We start from the raw sequence: 17,676 nt of genomic DNA on the forward strand, positions 1-17,676 counted from the left end.
CTATCCTTCTAGTGTTACAGCCACCCATTCTCTAACACTATTAATCATATATAGTTTAACTTCATTATTTTGATATTTCTTTTTCAAAGTCTCAACAGAATAATCTCGCTCTGTGAGTATGCCTTCTGTCAATAAAGACTGTCTCATGACACCATTTAATAACTCAGGTCTTAAAACAGGTGTCGTCAACACACCGTTTTCTTCAACGACAAGATTACCTATATTAAATTCTGTGACATTTAGACTATCATTATAATACAAAACGAGATCACAATCATTTGATTCACTATAATATTGATGTCTGACCGTCGTTTTGTGACTATTGAAGTCCTCTGGTGCATACATAATTTTAGTCGATAAACACGCTGTCATGCTTTGAACAGGTTCAACTTCTTGGTGGCTAATATTCATCACACCAGTGTGATCTAAAGTTAGGCGTAGCTTGTATACACCAGTGTGGATATCTTTAACTTCTATATAATTTTGAAGTTCACTTTGAACATCGTCAAGTGGGTAGTTAAAGTAATCCGCACTTGTCTTCAAGCGATTGAGGTGTAGTGCTAAACGTTTGATATTACCTCTTTCTAGTCGCATCGACTCTATCAAAGCATACTGGCCTTGTTTTAGAAATGAAGTCTTGTGGAGAATTTCTTCAAACTCTCCGCTCGGGTCTGAGTCATAGGTAATGCCGCCCCCTGCACCATATGTGTAGTTACCGTCTTCGATTACCATAGTACGAATAGGTACGTTGAAGATTATGGATTGGTCCGGGTAGAGTATACCGAGTGCACCACAATAATAGCCTCGAGGCGTTTTTTCGAGTTTGGAAATGATATCCATAGTCATTATTTTAGGTGCACCGGTTATCGAGCCACAAGGAAAGAGCGCGTCAAAAGTATCACTTAGCTGAACGTCATCTCTTACTTTTGCTTCTACAACCGATATCATCTGGTAGACCGTTCGGTACTTTTCAATGGTAAACAGTTCAGTTGCCTCTACTGTGTTCTTTTTGGCAATTCTTGAGATGTCATTTCTTAAAAGATCAACAATCATTACATTTTCAGCCTGGTCTTTCTTTGAATGCCTTAAAAACTGATAGCTTTCATTGTCTTTCTCTTGGTCTTCAAATGTCGGTGCCGTCCCCTTCATCGGTTTTGTTCTTATCTTTTGGTTAGGATCAATTTCGAAGAATAATTCAGGGGATACACTAAGGATTTCTTTGTCATCTAAATCCACATACATTGCGTAATCTCCGTTGTTGCCGCTTGTAAGTTTTAAGAATAGCTGGTGGCTATCACCACTGAAATCTCCATACAATCTCGTCGTATAGTTCACTTGGTAGGTATGACCATCCAGTATATAATTCCTTACTGCTTCAATGTTACTTTCTATTTCTTCTCTACTTTCACTGAGACTTGGTTCAGTCATGGTAAAGCGTCCTGGTTTTTCTCCTTGTAAAAAGGACTCATAAGATACAGGCGCATCAAAGATTCCAACAAAGTATTCGTCTTTTTCGTATGTGACGCCGACGACTGCGTAGTAACCTTTTTCCTGCATTGCTTTGGCATGGTTAACAGCTGTATCAAAAGATGTCGGTGCTTGAATCACTTCAATTGGTGAAGTGAAAAAATGTTCCTCGACCACACCATCTTTTTTGAATTTTGTATGTGCTCTCATCCTTGATTTTCCTCCACTGCAATTCTAATAAAGTTATTGACCTGGGCTCTGCCGTGTTCTGACAAAATTGCCTCTGGATGATATTGCACGCCAAAAACGGGGTAGGTTTTATGACGGATTGCCATATTGATGCCGTCTTCGGTCTGTCCAACAATATTGTAGTCATTAACTTGTCCATAACAACTTAAAGAATGGTACCTGCAGCCAATCACAGGTGTCGGGATATTAGCGTAAATATCTTTTTCGTTGTGATAGACCGGGTGCGCATGTCCGTGTATGGGACGTTTTCCATGAGAAACTTCTCCACCCGCTAAGTGCCAGAGCATTTGATGACCGAGACAAATACCAAATATCGGTTGGGTCGTAAAATATTTTTTAATAAAATCCAATACTTCCGGACGATCTGTTGGATGTGATGGACCCGGCGATATAACAACACCAATAATATTATTATCCGCCATATTATATGAAGAAAGTTCATCTGGTCGGACCACTTTTACACCAACACCATAGGGGTTACTTTCCATATAGTGTACCAGATTATATGTAAAGGAATCATAGTTATCAATCATTAATAAATTCACTGGTCATTCTCCCTGAAAATCTGTTATTTTCTAATAATATCATATCAGACATCATTTAAATATTAGAATCAGTAACTAGTCGGATGTAATCATTCATCCATTAGTGTAAACTATGTAGTTAATAAGAATTTTAACTTTAAATTAGAATAGAAGGTTTAATATGACAAATGATAAGCCAAGAATTTGGACTCGTGATTTTATCATCATTGTATTTGCAAACTTTTTTATATTTACATCTTTTCAAATGACCTTACCTACGTTGCCACTTTACGTTCAAGAGATTAGTAATTCAAATACGTGGGTTGGCTTAATTGTAGGTATCTTCACTTTTTCTGCGCTAATAATTAGGCCCTTTGGTGGTAACTTATTGGATACAAGTGGACGTGCGCCAGTCTTTCTAGGCGGACTGTTGATTCTCGTTATTTCTTTGTATTCGCTCGCAATCAGCACTACGATTCTACTTTTAGTCATTGTGAGGGTTGTTCAAGGTGTGGGATGGGGATTATCCAATACTGCATCTGGTACTATCGCGTCTGACCTTGTACCTAAAGAACGTCGGGGTGAAGGCTTAGGTTACTTCGGCTTAAGTGGTAACCTTGCACTAGCAATCGGACCTGCATTCGGTCTATTTTTAGTCAATCATATTGAGTTCTCTACCCTATTTATGATCTGTGGTTCCTTAACACTGCTTGCCTTAATTTTGGCATTGAATATCAAGTACAAAAAAGCTGCACCAGTAACAAAAACAGATTACGAGGGAAAAACTCTACCAAAAGAACGCATGAAGTTCTTTGAAAAACGTGCCTTACCCGCTTCATCCCTACTGTTTTTTATTACATTTACGTTCGGTGGAATCGCAACATTTTTACCAGCCTATTCATTCCAACAAGGTCTGCCTTCATATGCCATACAGCTATATTTTGTCATCTATGCAATTTCCTTAGTCGCGACACGATTATTCGCTGGACGTATCTATGACCGCCGTGGGTTGGCAATTGTCTTTATACCAGGTTCAGTAATGATTATTATCGGCTTAATCTTCTTAGCTATTTTACAAAACGAAATGTTCCTTTATATAGGCGCTATATTTTATGGATTAGGATTTGGAACGATTCAACCCGCCTTACAAGCGTCAGCAATCAATACAACCCCACCAGAAAAAAGAGGTATGGCTAACGCGACCTTCTTCTCTGCTTTTGATTTAGGCGTTGGGCTCGGTGCAATGACATTTGGACTCGTTGCAGAGTTCATTGGGTACAGTTCAATATATTGGATTAGTGCAACAAGTGCGGCACTCGCTCTAGGACTATACTTTATTTTACGACTTAACAATAAATTCACTTCATAATTCAAAGAAATGTTTACAAGTCTTTGTTATTGGAAATATATGATTAGAAACAGTTTTTACTTTTTTAATAGGAGGAATTTAGTTATGGGTTGGTTATGGACATTAATAGTTGGCGGTATTCTCGGTTGGTTAGCTGGACTAATCATAAGTAAAGACGTACCGTTCGGTATTATCGGTAACATTATTGCAGGACTTATCGGTGCATCTATCGGTAATGCAATTGGTTTAGACTTCGGACCCACTCTAGGCGGAATGAGCATCATTGGTACATTAGCTGGTGCGATTATTCTAATTCTAGTGGTTTCATTTATCTTTAACTTGTTAAAAGGTAACAAGAAGGCTTAATGAAAGACTCACACCATGATTTGATTTATAAGTAGGTCTCGGGCAATCTGTCTAACCTGTTAAAAATATGTATTGAAAAACCATGGGGAGAATATTCTCCCCATGGTTTTTCTTTTATCCCATCTGCATTTCATACATTTTGCTATAGGTGCCTTGTTGCTGAATGAGTGCGCTATGATTACCTCGCTCTTTGATTACCCCGTTATCCAGTAAAATGATCTGATCTGCGTGTTGAATCGTTGATAGTCTATGCGCAATGATAAAGGTTGTTCTGTTGTGACTCACAACCTTCATGGCATATTGAATCATCTGTTCGGTTTCTGAGTCTATATTACTCGTTGCTTCATCTAAAACAAGTACTTGTGGATTAAACGCTAACGCACGTGCAAAAGATATAAGCTGCCTTTCTCCGAGCGATAGTGTTGCGCCGCGTTCTGTTAGTTCAGAGTGAATACCATTATCTAATTTACTTAAAAGATTCTCTCCTCCGACATCAATTAATGCTTTCTTAGCACTTTCTTCACTAATGTCCTTATTATTCAAACGAATGTTATACAAAAGCGATCCACTATAAATAAATGGATCTTGTAGAACGATGGACATAAACTTACGGAGTGATTTTTTATCGATATCGATAGTATTTCTATCATCAAAGTAAATACCACCTGAAGTCGGGTCATAAAATCGCATCAATAGATTGATAATGGAGCTTTTCCCGGATCCAGTGTGACCGACTAAGGCGACTGTTTCTCCTTGGCTCACATCGATGTTAATGTTTTTTAGGACATCTCTTTTGCCATCGTAGGAGAAGTTCACATTTCTAAAGTGAATGTTCCCCTTAAATTCCTCTAAGTCGTCGCCTGTATTTTCTTCTACTTCAGCATCCAATAATTCAAATACTTTGTTAGCCGCTACTCGAGCTTGTTCATAAACACTTAGTTGATTAACGATATTGAATAAGGGGTTAAAGAACCGCGTAATATAATCAACTAAGAGATACATCGTCCCCACTGTTAAAACTGTTGATTCGCTTAAATAGACTGATGCGAATATATAGACGAGTATGGCGAAAACGATAGAGCGAATGTTATTTGCTAAGTTATCTCCAGTTAAACTTTCGAGTTGTATTAGACCCTTTGTACTCTTGTAATAGTCATCATTAATCGCTTCAAATTCATCAGCGATTTGTTCTTGACGATTGAAAACTTGAATAATCGGCATGCCATTGATGGACTCATTAATCATAGCATTCATTTCACTGTTCTTCTCTCGTCTGATGTGGTTGTTATCATTAGAATATTTTTTATAAAGCATACCCCAAACAATAATAATCGGCATAAATATGAGCATCACTATACCTGTCCAAGTGTTGATGAAGAATACAACTGTCACTATACTACCGATCGTTAGGATACTTGCCATAAACATCGGAATCACCGATGTGAACAGTTCTAAAATCGATTCGGTATCGTTCGTAATGCGTGCAACCACCTTACCTGCTGGTAGGTTATCAAAATATTTAATGGGTAGGCGTTGGACGTGACCGAAGACTTCCTTCCTCATCTTTTGAATGGCTTTAGAACCGGCTGTCGCTAGTAAAATCTGTGCAAAAAATGTAGTGATTGCATGGATAATCTTCAAGCCCATAAATAGTGCAATTAAATATAAAATCGGCTCTAAAATGATATTGCCTTCTCCTAATTTTATATGTTCGTCAATAATTCTAGCTGCAATCAATGGACCGACTAATTCAAAAGCTGTCATCAGAATCATCAATATGACTCCAGAAAAAAAGATACCTTTAAAGCTTAGAATATATGGAAACAATCGTTTTAGTTCAGTCATCCCTCAGACACCTCCCTTGATGTAGTAGTGGTTTTGTTCTTTATACCAGCCTTCTCTTTTAGACAATTCTTCATGCGTACCTTCTTGTGCTATACGTCCATTTTCAAGGACGATAATTTTATCCGCATGGTGGACAGCTGACAATCGATGCGTCACGATAATGGTTGTTTTTCCTTGACGTTTCTCTCGAATGTGATTGATAATTCTTTGCTCAGTTCTTGCATCCACTGCACTTAAGGCGTCGTCCAAAATTAAGATATCTGGATTCTTAATCAAACTTCTCGCAATTGAAATTCTCTGTTTTTGTCCTCCACTTAAGGAGACCCCTTTCTCCCCAACAAGCGTATCTAGACCATCTGGCATGCGTTTAAGATCTTCATCAAAAGCACTTAACTCAATCGCCTGTTGTAATTCCTCATCAGTGGCATCTGGTTTACCAAAGAGAATATTTTCCTTTACAGTTCTTGAAAACAGTATGTTTTCCTGGGAAACGTAACCGAGCTTATCTCTTAACTTATCTCTGTCGAGTTCTGAGACATTTAAACCATCAATAATTAGATCCCCACTACCTTCAGGGTAAATTCTTAGTAATTGTTTAATAAAAGTCGACTTCCCACTGCCAGTCTTACCAACAATACCAAGTGTTTCTCCCTTGTTAAGCTCGACTGTTATATCTTCTAAATTGTTATGCTTTGATAGCGGATATTTAAAAGTAACATTATTAAAACTAAACTCTGGCGTTTCAACCACTTTCATTCCTTCGTAGTCGAGTACATCTTTTTCATCTAAAACTTGTTGGATACGGTCGTAAGAAGCATTTCCTCGCTCCATTACATTAAACAACATACCAAGTGCATACATTGGCCAAATTAGCATATTTAAATAGACGTTAAAGGTAATGAGCTGGCCAACAGAAATGGATCCATTATTAACCAAGACTGCACCGTAACCAAATGAAATCGCTATGCTGAGTGAGACTACTAAAATCGTTAACGGCTGAAAGAAAGCATCTAGTTTTTCCACTTTCATATACTTCTTTAAATAATTTTCCGTCAACTGATGAAAACGTCCCGCTTCTTGTGTCTCTTGAACGTAACTTCGTGTTAAGCGGACACCTTCCACTACTTCTAAGACTGCATCATTCATAACGCCAAAGGATTCTTGTGCGGTCTTATGATTCTTATTTATTTTCTTTCCAAGACGTTGTTCTAAAATCGCTAATAATGGTAAAGGCAAGAGCGCAAAAAATGTCAGTGGCCAACTGATGCTAAAGCCCATCACTAAGACGATCGTTAGTAAGAAAGTCGTAGCATCGAGTAAAGTAATGACACCAAAGCCTGTCGACATGTATATCGTCTTCAAGTCATTAGTTGATTTCGCCATCAAATCTCCGGTCTTATTCTTCTCATAAAAACTTGGAGAAAATGCGAGGAATTTCTTCATTAAACGACTTCTTAAAATATTTTCAATTTTTATGGCACCTTCAAATAAGAGAAAGCCCCAGAAATAAGTACCAGCATAAGATAAAATAATGACTAATAAGAAAACAATGATAATTTGCCACATTAATGTTTGTGTCATTGTGTCGTTGTTAATAAGATCAATTGTTCGGCCGATCAATTGCGGGGGAATGATGTCGAGTAAATTTGACATCATTAGTAATACAAAAATAACAATGTATCGTTTTTTGTTCTCCCGAATGTACCAGCCAATTTTCTTGATGTAACTAAACATAATTTGTACCCCCAAATATCCCTCTGTTTAAATCACTTACACCCTCTCTTGACAAAAAAAGCGCGCACTATTATTGTGCACGCTAAAAAACTGCATAAAAATAGAGAGGGGTCTCCTCTCTATTTCATATATTTATAGTTCTAGAAATTACCTTTATAAAATGTAAAATACAGAGGTTTGCATATGTTTTTGTGAAATTAATAATGGTTCATTCGTTCTTAATTTCATAATGCCTTACCTCCTTTTAGAATTTTTCACAATTTCATCATAATTTAAATATTTACACATTGCAAGGTAATTTTCTAAAAATTATAAAAGATATTACTTATTCGGTTTTACAGTGACGCCACCAGGTTCATTTGACAATACCCAGTTTGCAGAAAGTACATTTTCTAAGTCTGCCACTTGGTCTTTACTTAGTTCCAGACCAGAAATAGTGAACTCATCGACTTGGTAATCTTCATCTGCAAATTTACCAAACTTCATTTTGATTAGATTTTTTAATCCGTTGAATGTTAAGAATTTAACCTTGTAACCGTCGTTGACGATAGAATCAAAATCAACATTCTTACTCAATTCAACCAAAGCATCAAAGTCCATATTCTCTTTGATTGCTTTAAAGTCTTCTATTTCTCCAGCTTTAATATTGTTAATAATTGTTTCATTATCAACGCCATTCCCTTTCAAGGTTTCAATAGCGTATGCTTCCATCAAAGTAATAGATTCCATAGTGTGATGTGCCTCCTAGAAATGTTTACCCCATTATAGCATTTTTAGTGTGAAATTAAGATGTAGGTGGCTCAGGTAAATTGAACAGGAATAGATTTTTTAAACCAAGTAGTCTCCTTATTTTATTACTTATGTCCCGATGTCCTTCAAATACTGGTCCAGATAACTCAACTCTAGCAAGATCATCAAAATTAATATCCATGACCCAGACAGGTACATCAGTCACTTCAACACTACAACTATTTGTGGATAAGAACTCTTGCTCTATCAATGTCATTATACTTTCTGCAGTTGCCTTCGATACTTTATAATATTCTTGAGCTAAGCAAGGATTTTTTTCAGAATAACTTGCTAGTCCGTAATATCTGAGCCAAACTCTACCGTTATTTGAAATGGTAATTTTCTGGATATGAAGTTCTTCTGAATCTGGTAATACACCCCAACCAAAGTCACTAGATTCTATTCTAATTGTTTTAATTTTATTCATAGTAACTTTGTACGATGTCTGCAAGTTTTGATTGTTCAAGTAGAGTCACTGGAACAAGGAAGGTCACTGTCACCACACCTGGGTTTCTACCGATATCAATTGCTCCAGTAATGGTTGCTCTATTCATCACTTCTGGCACATCAATTTCAAGTAATTTGGCAGCTCTCTCTAAGCCATTAGACGTTGCATCATTAAGCGTTGCACCACTACCAACAAATGACAATGGATAAGATTTTTCTAAGTTATCAATTCCCCATTGTAGGGCTAGTTTATCCGCTTTAAGTAGCTCCTCATCAGAAAATGGCTTAGCGACAGGTGGTAGATCCTCTACCAAAGGTAATAAAATCGGGCCATCAATGTTTATATCCTTTAATACCTTAACTTTAAGATCAACAATACCCGCGACATCAGTAGTGTGGCCAGCAATTTCACCGTTTCCTTGCATAGCATGCATATCACCTAAATACACACCACCACCTTCAACTTTTACAGGACAAATAATAATTGCCCCTTCTCTCACCCTATTTATATCCATATGACCATCCGTACGGTCTTCAAGTTCCTCAACGGTTTTGGAATATTCATGAGGTGCATCGATTAAAAACTGTCCAAAATCACCAGCATTATGTGAATCTGGAAATGGAGATGCCGGTACAGTACCGAGTTGACCTAAAAATGGAATCACACGTGCAAGCGCGCCGACAATATCATGTGGTGCAAAGGTAACTACAGGATTTTGAATAGAATTCTCAGGTGTATTCATATAACTTTTAGATTCTTTAGCAACTTTCTCAGCAGCATCTTTATTTAAGGTGATTCCTAACGTTTTATCGTCATCTAAAGCCATAGTATAAGCATTCGTAAATGTAAACGGAGTGACATCCTCACCACATTCCGCACACTTAATAGCGCCCTGACCGATACCATCTATCACAGTTTTTGGATTCTTCGCACCACAATTTGGACATATACCAGCAACAAACGGATCACCGTTGAAGCGGCCTTCCATTGGTTTATCATTACCAGAAGCAGTGACGGTTGATGTCACACGAATTGAGTTAATTTTTATGGCAATCGCATCACCAACTTCAGCACCTTCAACAAAAACAGGTTTTGTTACTTCGTGGCCACCCTTTAGTTCTGGAGTAATCATTGGTCCCCAACAACCCGGTGCGGTATTTGCAACAATCGTTCCCTTATCCTTAACAAAGTACGACATTTCTTGAGTCGGATCTAAAACACCATCGGTAAACTTATCCACGTAAACAGTCTGCTTAAAATTACGCTTTGTCATTTAATCAGCTCCTTATTCATTATTATACTGATTTGAATTATATTATCTAACTTTTCAGTTATTTTTAGAGGATAAAAATATCTGTGGTAGCAATAGATTATTTTTTAAGTTTGAGGGTCAACGGCGAAGTGGTGTTAGACTCTGGAACGATCTGAAGGTCAACACCGAAATGACGTTAGACCCCAAAACGCTCTGAAGGTCAACGGCAATTCACCGTTGACCTCTCTATCATAATCCCTATTTAAACTAAGCCTTCTACATCTGCTTTCTTATGACTTTTTGTAAGAATCATAGTAAATATGAGTGCGATCAATGCGATGACAAATATAATCGTCATCACCATAGACACACCGTAAATATCTGCAACTTTCCCAAGTACTGGTGCGAACACGCCACCTGCACTGACTGATAGTCCTAAAGTGACTCCGGAGGCTAGCCCGACTCTGTTTGGTAAATATTGTTGGCCCAGCACAACCAATGAACTATACGGCATAAAGATTAAGAAGCCTGTAATCATAATCATCATGGCCGACAGTATAAATGATTCTGTAACTGATAAAATAAACAGCACTGGTACAATCAACACAAAGCTGTATTGAATCACTTTCAGATAGCCGACTCGATCTGCGATTCTACCGCTTCTTTTCCTATTTCTTTTGTCTAACTAGATGCTCTAGGGTTTTTTCATACTCCTGACGCTGACACATGGTCAAATCCCTATCCTCTAATCTCTCTTTTGCCACTTGGATATTACGGTCTAACTTTTCTTGATCCACTTCTTCACTGTAAGCACCATTTTTCTTTTGCTTACGCTTGTCCATCAAATCTCTCAACAATCTTAGTGAAGTCATGCCTGGTAATGATTTTTTCATAATGATCCCTCCATGTATAAGACGGTTCAACTAGGGTATAAGTATATTAATTCAGTGCATTTAGGAGGTTCTACCTTATGCAAATTGTTCTTGCCCTAATTTTTATATTGTGTGCCTATCCAATTATAAGACTTTTAATTTATATGCCGTTTAAAAACTATTTTAAAGGTAATACAAACAAACCTATAATCTATACTTTACTCACTTGTATCATAATCGCAATTGTTCTACTTAGTATTGCTTATTTAAATACAGGTTTTCCTATTGAACATGGTAGTTTAAACCGCTTAAGTCAAAATTACATCTATATATTTCCAGTGCTCATTGTGCTTGCAATTATTAGTTCGATTTTTCTACTTGTCCAAAATCGTTCAAAATCTACTGAAGTTAGTCAGCAGGAACTACCTATGGAAACTAAAGACGAATCTTCTACACCCACATCATCAAAAGATGAACCTAGTCTTGAAAATATGTTTCTAATTATACTCTTAATCGGGATTGGTATTTTCATCCTATTTGTCGGCTATTTCGTTTGGGCCATATACAACACTTAAATATATTCATTTAACACTTCTATAAAATTTTGAGCTGCTTTTGAAAGCCGATGATCTTTTAACCAGATTAAGCCGATGTCTCCAGTGAGCTCGGCTTCTTCTTGTATTTTGTGGACATGTACTGGGTACTCTTTATATAAATAAATCAGTGATTCTGGAACGATGGCAACTCCAAAATTACTTGATACAAGCTGCATCATCAATTTCAAATCTGAAAACTCAGCAATAACATTGGGTTCAATCTTAGCCTTTGAAAAGGCTTCATGTATGGAATAGTAAACACCTAACCCTTTGATACTCGGCAACACCAGTGGATATTGACTGATTTCTTCTAAGGTGACTTCCTCATCAAACAACCGTTCATCTGTTGAAGTAACAACATAAAATGATTCACTGTGTAAGTGATGTAAGGTAAAATCATCAATCTCTAATGGCAACCGAACCAAAGCCATTTCAACTTCTCTTTGCTTTAATAGATAACAGAGTAGAGATGATTCATTTTGATGTATTTTATATGTGATTTTAGGATACTTTTTCTTATATTCATGAAAGACAGTATCTAAATTTGCTAAAGAAAATGTGTTGATACCAATAGAAAGTTTACCATCGACACCACTGCCAACATCTCTCACTTCAATTTTTGCTTCTTCTAGCATTTGAGTAATCTCAAGTGCGTACTTGTATAAGGTCTTTCCTTCCTCAGTTAATTCTAGAAATTTTCCGCTTCTTTCAAATAATATTTCTCCGACTGATGTTTCTAAATTTTTCAATTGCTGACTCAAAGGCGGCTGTGACATATAAAGCTTTTTGGCCGCTGCAGAGATCTGTTTTTCATCTGCAATGACAAGGAAATAACGTAATTGTCTAATGTCCATTAATACACCTCATGTATATGAAAAAAGTTGGTAAAACTAATTTTATTAATATTTTATGTATATTAATCTTAATGGTATCATATTAGTTATTGTAATTTATACCAAATATGGCTGGGGGAAAAATGATTGAAAAACTTGTACAATCGAAATACTTTAATATTATTGTTTGTCATTGCAGCTGTTTCCATTAACCTACGTTTAGGTATAACATCTATCGGGCCATTAATGGATACGCTAAAAGAGTCCTTAAATTTATCTAGTACACAGGCGAGTCTTTTAACGACAGTACCTGTGTTATGTATGGGTATTTTTGCCTTACTTGCAACAGTACTCAACAAGACGCTCGGGTCAAAAATCACTTTATTATTAATGCTTTCCATCCTACTTATTTCTACATTAATCCGTGGTTTTTACACAGGATTTATAACTTTACTTATTTCTGCATTTTTTGTTGGTCTAGCAATTGCTGTCTTAGCGCCAACGCTATCATCTGTTATTAAAAAATACTTTCAAGGACATGCTGCCGTTGCGATCGGTATCTCTTCCTTCTTTATGAGCGCAGGTTCAGCAACCACAGCAGCTCTAACAGGGGCCTTTTATACAAGTATGGATTCATACCCATTCGCCTTAGCAATCTGGTCAGTATTCTCATTTTTAGCGATTATTGTCGTCTTATTTATTTACAAACCTGGTGCCCAAAACAACACACCATCCCAAGCTGTGCCTGAATTTAAATATAATTTCCCGTCACCTTGGGTACAAAAAATGCCTTGGTTATTCATGTTATTCTATGCCTTACAAGCTGCCTTATATTTTTCTACATTAACATGGCTTGTACCTATGTCCGTAGATAATGGTATGTCAATGATTCAAGGTGGGATGTTACTCGCTGCAGTTATGGCTATGCAAGTCGTATTTAACCTACTATTCCCGATCTTGATGGAAAAATATCCTGCAAGAAGAAATTGGATATTCTTAATACTCGGTATCGGTGCCATTGCAACAGGATTATTCTGGACTGGAGATCATACATTAATGTGGATTGCTGCCTTTATGATGGGGATTCCATTAGGTGGACTCTATTCCGCAGCCATGATGTTACCATTAGATGAAACAGTTACCTCACAAGGTGCGAACTCATGGACTGCTATGATGCAAACCGGCGGATGTATCTTAGGCGGACTCTTCCCATTCGTAATCGGATGGATATTCGATATTACACATAACCATAATTACACAATGTCGATACTTTTAGGCTTATATGTGGTTGGTTTCTTGTTAATTACTGCAATTGGTAATAAAACTGAGAAGAATTATGATGATTATATTGTAAGAGACCCTGAGAATATCGCAGGTTAAGAGGATTGAATGAGCACGCCAACTTCTCATGTCCATCCTAGACAAATAGCTTTAAAACATAGATCACACAAACTAAAAGGACTGGGCCAATAATGGTCCAGTCCTTTACTATTATAGTATTATCCCCAAACTTCCTCAGCGATTTCTTTAACCAACTGAAGTTTAGCCCATTGTTCTTCTTCAGTCAGGTTATTTCCTTCTTCAGTCGATGCAAATCCACATTGTGGACTTAAGCATAATCTATCCTTACTAATGTATTTCGCAGCTTCTTCGATTCTTCCTTTAATTTCTTCTTTGTCCTCTAACTCAGGAATTTTTGAAGAGATTAATCCAAGGACGACTTGTTTGTCTCCACTTACTTTGGCTAATGATTCAAATCCACCTGCACGTTCTGTATCAAATTCCAAATAGTAACCTGCTACATTTTCTTTCCCGAATAATTCATCAGATACTTTGTCATATGCACCGGATGATGCCCAAGTTGAACGGTAATTACCACGGCAAACATGTGTAGTAATTGTAAGATTTTCAGGCTTCCCTTCAATGGCAGCATTGTTTAGATTCACATTTTTTTGGCTGAGTGATTCAACTGTGAAGTCGTCATTCATGTTCTTCCAGAAATTCTCATCGACGATCATGCCCCATGTGCAGTCATCAATTTGTAGGTTCGTACATCCAGCTGCTGATAATTCTTGTATAAATGTCTGATATGCACTCGCAATATCCTTCAAAAGGTCTTCTTCATTCGGGTAAAATTCTTCAGTCGCAGCCTTGTTTTCCGGACGGACAAGTTCTGCTAAAAACTGTGCTGGAGCTGGAATCGTCAGACGTGCAATGACATCGTCGTCAGCAAACTGCTGAACAAATTTAAAATGTTCGATAAATGGATGATTCTCTCCACTAATCTTTCCTGTTAAACGTGCTGTCTCTGCTCTTGTTTCAACATCTGCGAACTTGTAACCTTGCTCAGCTTCGACTTTCTCTACACCGTTTAGCCCCCAAAAGAAATCTAAGTGCCACCAAGAACGACGAAACTCACCATCTGTGATTGCTTTTAGTCCAGCTGCTTTTTGTTTTTGTATTAAGTTTTCAATGACTTCATTTTCTACTTGTGTTAATTCATCTTGAGAAATTTCACCATTTTTGAAATCTTCGCGTGCGGCTTTTAATTTAACGGGACGTAAGAAACTCCCTACATTATCGAATTTAAATGGTGCTGTTTTAGTAGATGTTACTGTCATGACTAACCACTCCTTCATCTTTTCTATGAATTTATGGTAGCACAGCTTCATAGTAATAGCGTAACTGTTAAATTTCATGATTGGTTATAACTTTTAGCTATACCATATATAAATTAATTAAAAAAGATTCTAAAGATGAGACGTGGAATATAAAGTATGAATTCGAAGAAGGTATTAAATAATATATCAAAAATATTTACTTCCTTACGGTCCTTATGATGTGTGGGCTTAGTATGGTCATCTCCATATTTATATTGAGTCATTACGTCACCCTTCCTAATATTGTTATTTATTTTCTATTCCCTTTTATGGTGAACAACTAACTACTTATATTCAAATTGGGTATAGGTTAAGAAAGAGTAGCTAACGGCATTACCTTTAACAACTGCTTAAGATCTTTAAGATAAAAGTGTTTGGAGGTGTATGAAGTGAGTATAGAGGAGGAAAATAGTAAGGGGAATAGTGGTGGCGCTGTAGGAATTGGGCTAGGTATTGGTGTGGTGCTTGGTGCAGTTATTGGACTTGTGATGGATAATTTAGCGACTGGTATAGCGCTTGGAGTCGCTTTTGGTGCAGCCGTTGGTAGCATGGGATATTTGGGTAAAAAGTAGATAAAATAAGAACGCCATATCGTTTGGTCGTTCTTTCTGATATTTGTTGAAACCTATATTTCTCTCGATAGCCTCACCATATCCATACATTGGATTCCATTTTCAAATAATCGCACCATCTGTAGTTTAAACTCTGGGGTAAATGTTCTTCTTGTTCTTGTCATAAAAAAATCGCCTACTTTCTTTGATTTAACAATAACCTCCCTCATAGGAGTTGTCCAATCAAGTGTAGACGATTCATATTTTACAATTTTAAGAATTTATCGGATAGAAATGAGATAATCTCATCTGTATTGTTTCCAAAAATAATAATTTCAACTTTTCGTAATATAAAACATAAAAATGATAAAAATGAAAAACTAACCATCTTAGGCTGATTTAGATAAATCCATATAGAAGATTATTATCACGACAAATTTAATACTGGTTAAGAATCTTTTGCTGACTGTTAGACTTTACACTCTACACAAATGATTTCTATAATTATGTAAAAAATATCAAAAAAAAGGAAGAAAAAAATAGAAAATGAGATATAATTTTAAATGTTAATAACCTAAATATTATGATTTTGAGCTACCGAAGGAGGAAATTAGGATTGAATAAGAAAAGGTTAGATTTTTTACCAAACAGACATAATAAGTATTCTATACGTAAATTAAGCGTGGGGACGGCCTCTGTGTTGATCGGAGCAACACTTGTATTTGCTAATGGAAATGAAGCAAAAGCAAGTGAGTTATCAAGTGTACAAATTGAAGAGGCTACAGATGAAACCAATACTGAACCAGTAGCAAGTGAAGAAGTAAGCACTGAACCAGTAGCAAGTGAAGAAGTAAGCACTGAACCAGTAGCTAGTGAAGAAGTAAGCACTGAACCAGTAGCAAGTGAAGAAGTAAGCACTGAACCAGTAGCAAGTGAAGAAGTAAGCACTGAAGCAGTAGCAAGTGAAGAAGTAAGCACTGAAGCAGTAGCAAGTGAAGAAGTAAGCACTGAACCAGTAGCAAGTGAAGAAGTAACAGCAGAAAATGCGTCAGGACAATTAGTTAATGATAAAGTAACTATAGAAAATTTTGATTTTAATAGCGGACCAATTTATCCAAATAGAAGTGGGTATACAGAATTAAGTTCAAGCTTCAAGGTAGAAGGAAATGTAATAGAAGGGGATTATTTCACTTTCAAAATACCTTATAATTTAACTGCAGATGGAGATGTGGATTATACAAATTTAAATAACATAATGAATCTCCCTGAATTATTAAGCAGTGATGGTCAAGTTGTTGCAACAGGAAGTTATAATACTCTTGATAAATTAGGTACTTATACATTTACAGATTATGTGAATGAGAAAACTAATGTTACAGGTCAATTTGAGTTACCGATCTTTACTGATCGAGAGAATACACCAAATAGTGGTACATACAATTTAGATTTTGATATTGCTGGAGAAAGATTTAATGCTCCAATTGTCATTGATTATGGCGACCCTGTTCAAGGTCAACCAGAAACTTATGGTGCGAACGTAACTTCATTCATTACTGAAATTGATATCCACTCGGGTCAAAATGAATATCAACAGTCAATTTATGTTAATCCAAAAGGTAATAATTTATACAACTCAGTTGTAACACTACAGGGATATCATAGTGATCCGTCTACAAGTAGTACTCGCATAAATCTAAATGATACTAATTTGAGTATCTATGAAGTTGTGGATAAGTCACAATTAACAGATAGCTATTATGTTGACACTAGTAATCCAAACTATATAGATGTTACTGAAGGTGTAAGACCCTATATACGAGACAATGGGGATAATACCATCAGTATCGATTTTGGTAATATATCCAAAACTTATGTTGTAGTAGTTAATGGTAAATATGATTCTAATGGAGAAAATGTTAAAACAAGGGTTATAGAATCTAATACAAATTACTATGGAAATACAAGAAGCACCTATTATTGGGATAATGAAAATATTCTAAAACAAGGCTCAGGATCAGCTGACGGGGACGAATCAGAATCAATCAGCGAGTCAGTGTCATTAAGTGAATCAGTATCAATCTCTGAGTCTGAGTCATTAAGCGAATCAGAGTCAATCAGTGAGTCTGAGTCAATCAGTGAGTC

18 protein-coding genes are annotated in these 17,676 nt (G+C 36.6%); 6 read left to right on the forward strand and 12 right to left on the reverse strand.

The annotated features are described in order from the left end of the window. The gene (pabB, locus tag EYB29_RS11140) at positions 1-1,677 is read right to left on the reverse strand and encodes an aminodeoxychorismate synthase component I (protein ID WP_166627279.1); all 1,677 of its coding nucleotides are present in this window, start codon (positions 1,675-1,677) and stop codon (positions 1-3) included. Then, positions 1,674-2,249 carry an anthranilate synthase component II gene (locus tag EYB29_RS11145; protein ID WP_035857372.1) on the reverse strand — a complete coding sequence of 192 codons (576 nt, stop codon included), beginning with the start codon at positions 2,247-2,249 and terminating at the stop codon, positions 1,674-1,676. Before EYB29_RS11145 ends, pabB begins: the two co-directional genes overlap by 4 nt. A 172-nt stretch (positions 2,250-2,421) precedes the next feature. Here EYB29_RS11145 and EYB29_RS11150 point away from each other — a divergent pair, with 172 nt between their 5' ends. After that, on the forward strand, positions 2,422-3,609 hold the full coding sequence (locus EYB29_RS11150; protein WP_026867696.1) for an MFS transporter: 1,188 nt from the start codon (positions 2,422-2,424) through the stop codon (positions 3,607-3,609). Positions 3,610-3,693: 84 nt separating this feature from the next. Next, positions 3,694-3,954 carry a GlsB/YeaQ/YmgE family stress response membrane protein gene (locus EYB29_RS11155; RefSeq protein ID WP_026867697.1) on the forward strand — a complete coding sequence of 87 codons (261 nt, stop codon included), beginning with the start codon at positions 3,694-3,696 and terminating at the stop codon, positions 3,952-3,954. Positions 3,955-4,068: 114 nt separating this feature from the next. Here EYB29_RS11155 and EYB29_RS11160 read toward each other — a convergent pair whose 3' ends face one another. From EYB29_RS11160 to EYB29_RS11190, 7 genes are all read right to left on the reverse strand, one after another. After that, positions 4,069-5,799 (reverse strand): ABC transporter ATP-binding protein, encoded by a 1,731-nt coding sequence (locus tag EYB29_RS11160; RefSeq protein WP_166627280.1) that lies wholly within the window; start codon positions 5,797-5,799, stop codon positions 4,069-4,071. A 3-nt stretch (positions 5,800-5,802) separates the two neighbouring features. Next, positions 5,803-7,533 carry an ABC transporter ATP-binding protein gene (locus tag EYB29_RS11165; protein ID WP_166627281.1) on the reverse strand — a complete coding sequence of 577 codons (1,731 nt, stop codon included), beginning with the start codon at positions 7,531-7,533 and terminating at the stop codon, positions 5,803-5,805. Between the two features lie 321 nt (positions 7,534-7,854). Continuing rightward, positions 7,855-8,262, reverse strand: coding sequence for a hypothetical protein (locus EYB29_RS11170; RefSeq protein WP_166627282.1), 408 nt, complete (start codon positions 8,260-8,262; stop codon positions 7,855-7,857). 55 nt (positions 8,263-8,317) lie between these two features. Then, on the reverse strand, positions 8,318-8,749 hold the full coding sequence (locus tag EYB29_RS11175; protein ID WP_026867701.1) for a hypothetical protein: 432 nt from the start codon (positions 8,747-8,749) through the stop codon (positions 8,318-8,320). Continuing rightward, the gene (locus tag EYB29_RS11180; protein ID WP_166627283.1) at positions 8,742-10,043 is read right to left on the reverse strand and encodes an acetamidase/formamidase family protein; all 1,302 of its coding nucleotides are present in this window, start codon (positions 10,041-10,043) and stop codon (positions 8,742-8,744) included. Before EYB29_RS11180 ends, EYB29_RS11175 begins: the two co-directional genes overlap by 8 nt. A 241-nt stretch (positions 10,044-10,284) precedes the next feature. Continuing rightward, positions 10,285-10,647: an MFS transporter gene (locus EYB29_RS11185; protein ID WP_051220595.1), complete on the reverse strand. Its 363-nt coding sequence runs from the start codon at positions 10,645-10,647 to the stop codon at positions 10,285-10,287. A 43-nt stretch (positions 10,648-10,690) separates the two neighbouring features. Next, complete coding sequence (locus tag EYB29_RS11190; protein ID WP_026867704.1) at positions 10,691-10,915, reverse strand: hypothetical protein; 225 nt, start codon at positions 10,913-10,915, stop codon at positions 10,691-10,693. Positions 10,916-10,992: 77 nt separating this feature from the next. On the opposite strand from EYB29_RS11190, the gene EYB29_RS11195 reads away from it, so the two are divergent. Continuing rightward, positions 10,993-11,469 (forward strand): hypothetical protein, encoded by a 477-nt coding sequence (locus tag EYB29_RS11195; protein WP_026867705.1) that lies wholly within the window; start codon positions 10,993-10,995, stop codon positions 11,467-11,469. On the opposite strand, the gene EYB29_RS11200 is transcribed toward EYB29_RS11195, so the two are convergent. Then, on the reverse strand, positions 11,466-12,344 hold the full coding sequence (locus tag EYB29_RS11200) for a LysR family transcriptional regulator (RefSeq protein WP_026867706.1): 879 nt from the start codon (positions 12,342-12,344) through the stop codon (positions 11,466-11,468). The genes EYB29_RS11195 and EYB29_RS11200 overlap by 4 nt on opposite strands. 126 nt (positions 12,345-12,470) lie before the next feature. Between EYB29_RS11200 and EYB29_RS11205 the strand changes: the two genes are divergently transcribed. After that, positions 12,471-13,703, forward strand: a complete 1,233-nt coding sequence (locus tag EYB29_RS11205; protein ID WP_166627284.1) for an MFS transporter — start codon at positions 12,471-12,473, stop codon at positions 13,701-13,703. A gap of 119 nt (positions 13,704-13,822) precedes the next feature. On the opposite strand, the gene EYB29_RS11210 is transcribed toward EYB29_RS11205, so the two are convergent. Together EYB29_RS11210 and EYB29_RS11215 are read right to left on the reverse strand one after the other, a co-directional pair. Beyond that, positions 13,823-14,944: a 5-methyltetrahydropteroyltriglutamate--homocysteine S-methyltransferase gene (locus EYB29_RS11210; RefSeq protein ID WP_026867707.1), complete on the reverse strand. Its 1,122-nt coding sequence runs from the start codon at positions 14,942-14,944 to the stop codon at positions 13,823-13,825. Between the two features lie 113 nt (positions 14,945-15,057). After that, positions 15,058-15,207 (reverse strand): hypothetical protein, encoded by a 150-nt coding sequence (locus tag EYB29_RS11215; protein WP_156889197.1) that lies wholly within the window; start codon positions 15,205-15,207, stop codon positions 15,058-15,060. A gap of 165 nt (positions 15,208-15,372) precedes the next feature. Here EYB29_RS11215 and EYB29_RS11220 point away from each other — a divergent pair, with 165 nt between their 5' ends. After that, positions 15,373-15,555, forward strand: a complete 183-nt coding sequence (locus EYB29_RS11220) for a glycine zipper domain-containing protein (RefSeq protein WP_166627285.1) — start codon at positions 15,373-15,375, stop codon at positions 15,553-15,555. A 595-nt stretch (positions 15,556-16,150) separates the two neighbouring features. After that, positions 16,151-17,676 (forward strand): fibrinogen-binding adhesin SdrG C-terminal domain-containing protein (locus EYB29_RS11225; protein ID WP_166627286.1); only part of this gene is annotated, 1,526 nt, incomplete at its 3' end.

This window comes from Jeotgalicoccus sp. S0W5 (assembly GCF_011634875.1).
GTDB classification, from domain to species: domain Bacteria; phylum Bacillota; class Bacilli; order Staphylococcales; family Salinicoccaceae; genus Jeotgalicoccus; species Jeotgalicoccus marinus.

Excerpts from the sequence above, each read along its gene's own strand:
- EYB29_RS11170 (WP_166627282.1), bottom strand. The coding sequence starts at position 8,262 with ATGGAATCTATTACTTTGATGGAAGCATACGCTATTGAAACCTTGAAA.
- EYB29_RS11180 (WP_166627283.1), bottom strand. The coding sequence starts at position 10,043 with ATGACAAAGCGTAATTTTAAGCAGACTGTTTACGTGGATAAGTTTACC.
- EYB29_RS11160 (WP_166627280.1), bottom strand. The coding sequence starts at position 5,799 with ATGACTGAACTAAAACGATTGTTTCCATATATTCTAAGCTTTAAAGGT.
- EYB29_RS11215 (WP_156889197.1), bottom strand. The coding sequence starts at position 15,207 with ATGACTCAATATAAATATGGAGATGACCATACTAAGCCCACACATCAT.
- EYB29_RS11165 (WP_166627281.1), bottom strand. The coding sequence starts at position 7,533 with ATGTTTAGTTACATCAAGAAAATTGGCTGGTACATTCGGGAGAACAAA.
- EYB29_RS11190 (WP_026867704.1), bottom strand. The coding sequence starts at position 10,915 with ATGAAAAAATCATTACCAGGCATGACTTCACTAAGATTGTTGAGAGAT.
- EYB29_RS11145 (WP_035857372.1), bottom strand. The coding sequence starts at position 2,249 with ATGATTGATAACTATGATTCCTTTACATATAATCTGGTACACTATATG.
- EYB29_RS11210 (WP_026867707.1), bottom strand. The coding sequence starts at position 14,944 with ATGACAGTAACATCTACTAAAACAGCACCATTTAAATTCGATAATGTA.
- pabB (WP_166627279.1), bottom strand. The coding sequence starts at position 1,677 with ATGAGAGCACATACAAAATTCAAAAAAGATGGTGTGGTCGAGGAACAT.
- EYB29_RS11200 (WP_026867706.1), bottom strand. The coding sequence starts at position 12,344 with ATGGACATTAGACAATTACGTTATTTCCTTGTCATTGCAGATGAAAAA.
- EYB29_RS11150 (WP_026867696.1), top strand. The coding sequence starts at position 2,422 with ATGACAAATGATAAGCCAAGAATTTGGACTCGTGATTTTATCATCATT.
- EYB29_RS11155 (WP_026867697.1), top strand. The coding sequence starts at position 3,694 with ATGGGTTGGTTATGGACATTAATAGTTGGCGGTATTCTCGGTTGGTTA.
- EYB29_RS11195 (WP_026867705.1), top strand. The coding sequence starts at position 10,993 with ATGCAAATTGTTCTTGCCCTAATTTTTATATTGTGTGCCTATCCAATT.
- EYB29_RS11175 (WP_026867701.1), bottom strand. The coding sequence starts at position 8,749 with ATGAATAAAATTAAAACAATTAGAATAGAATCTAGTGACTTTGGTTGG.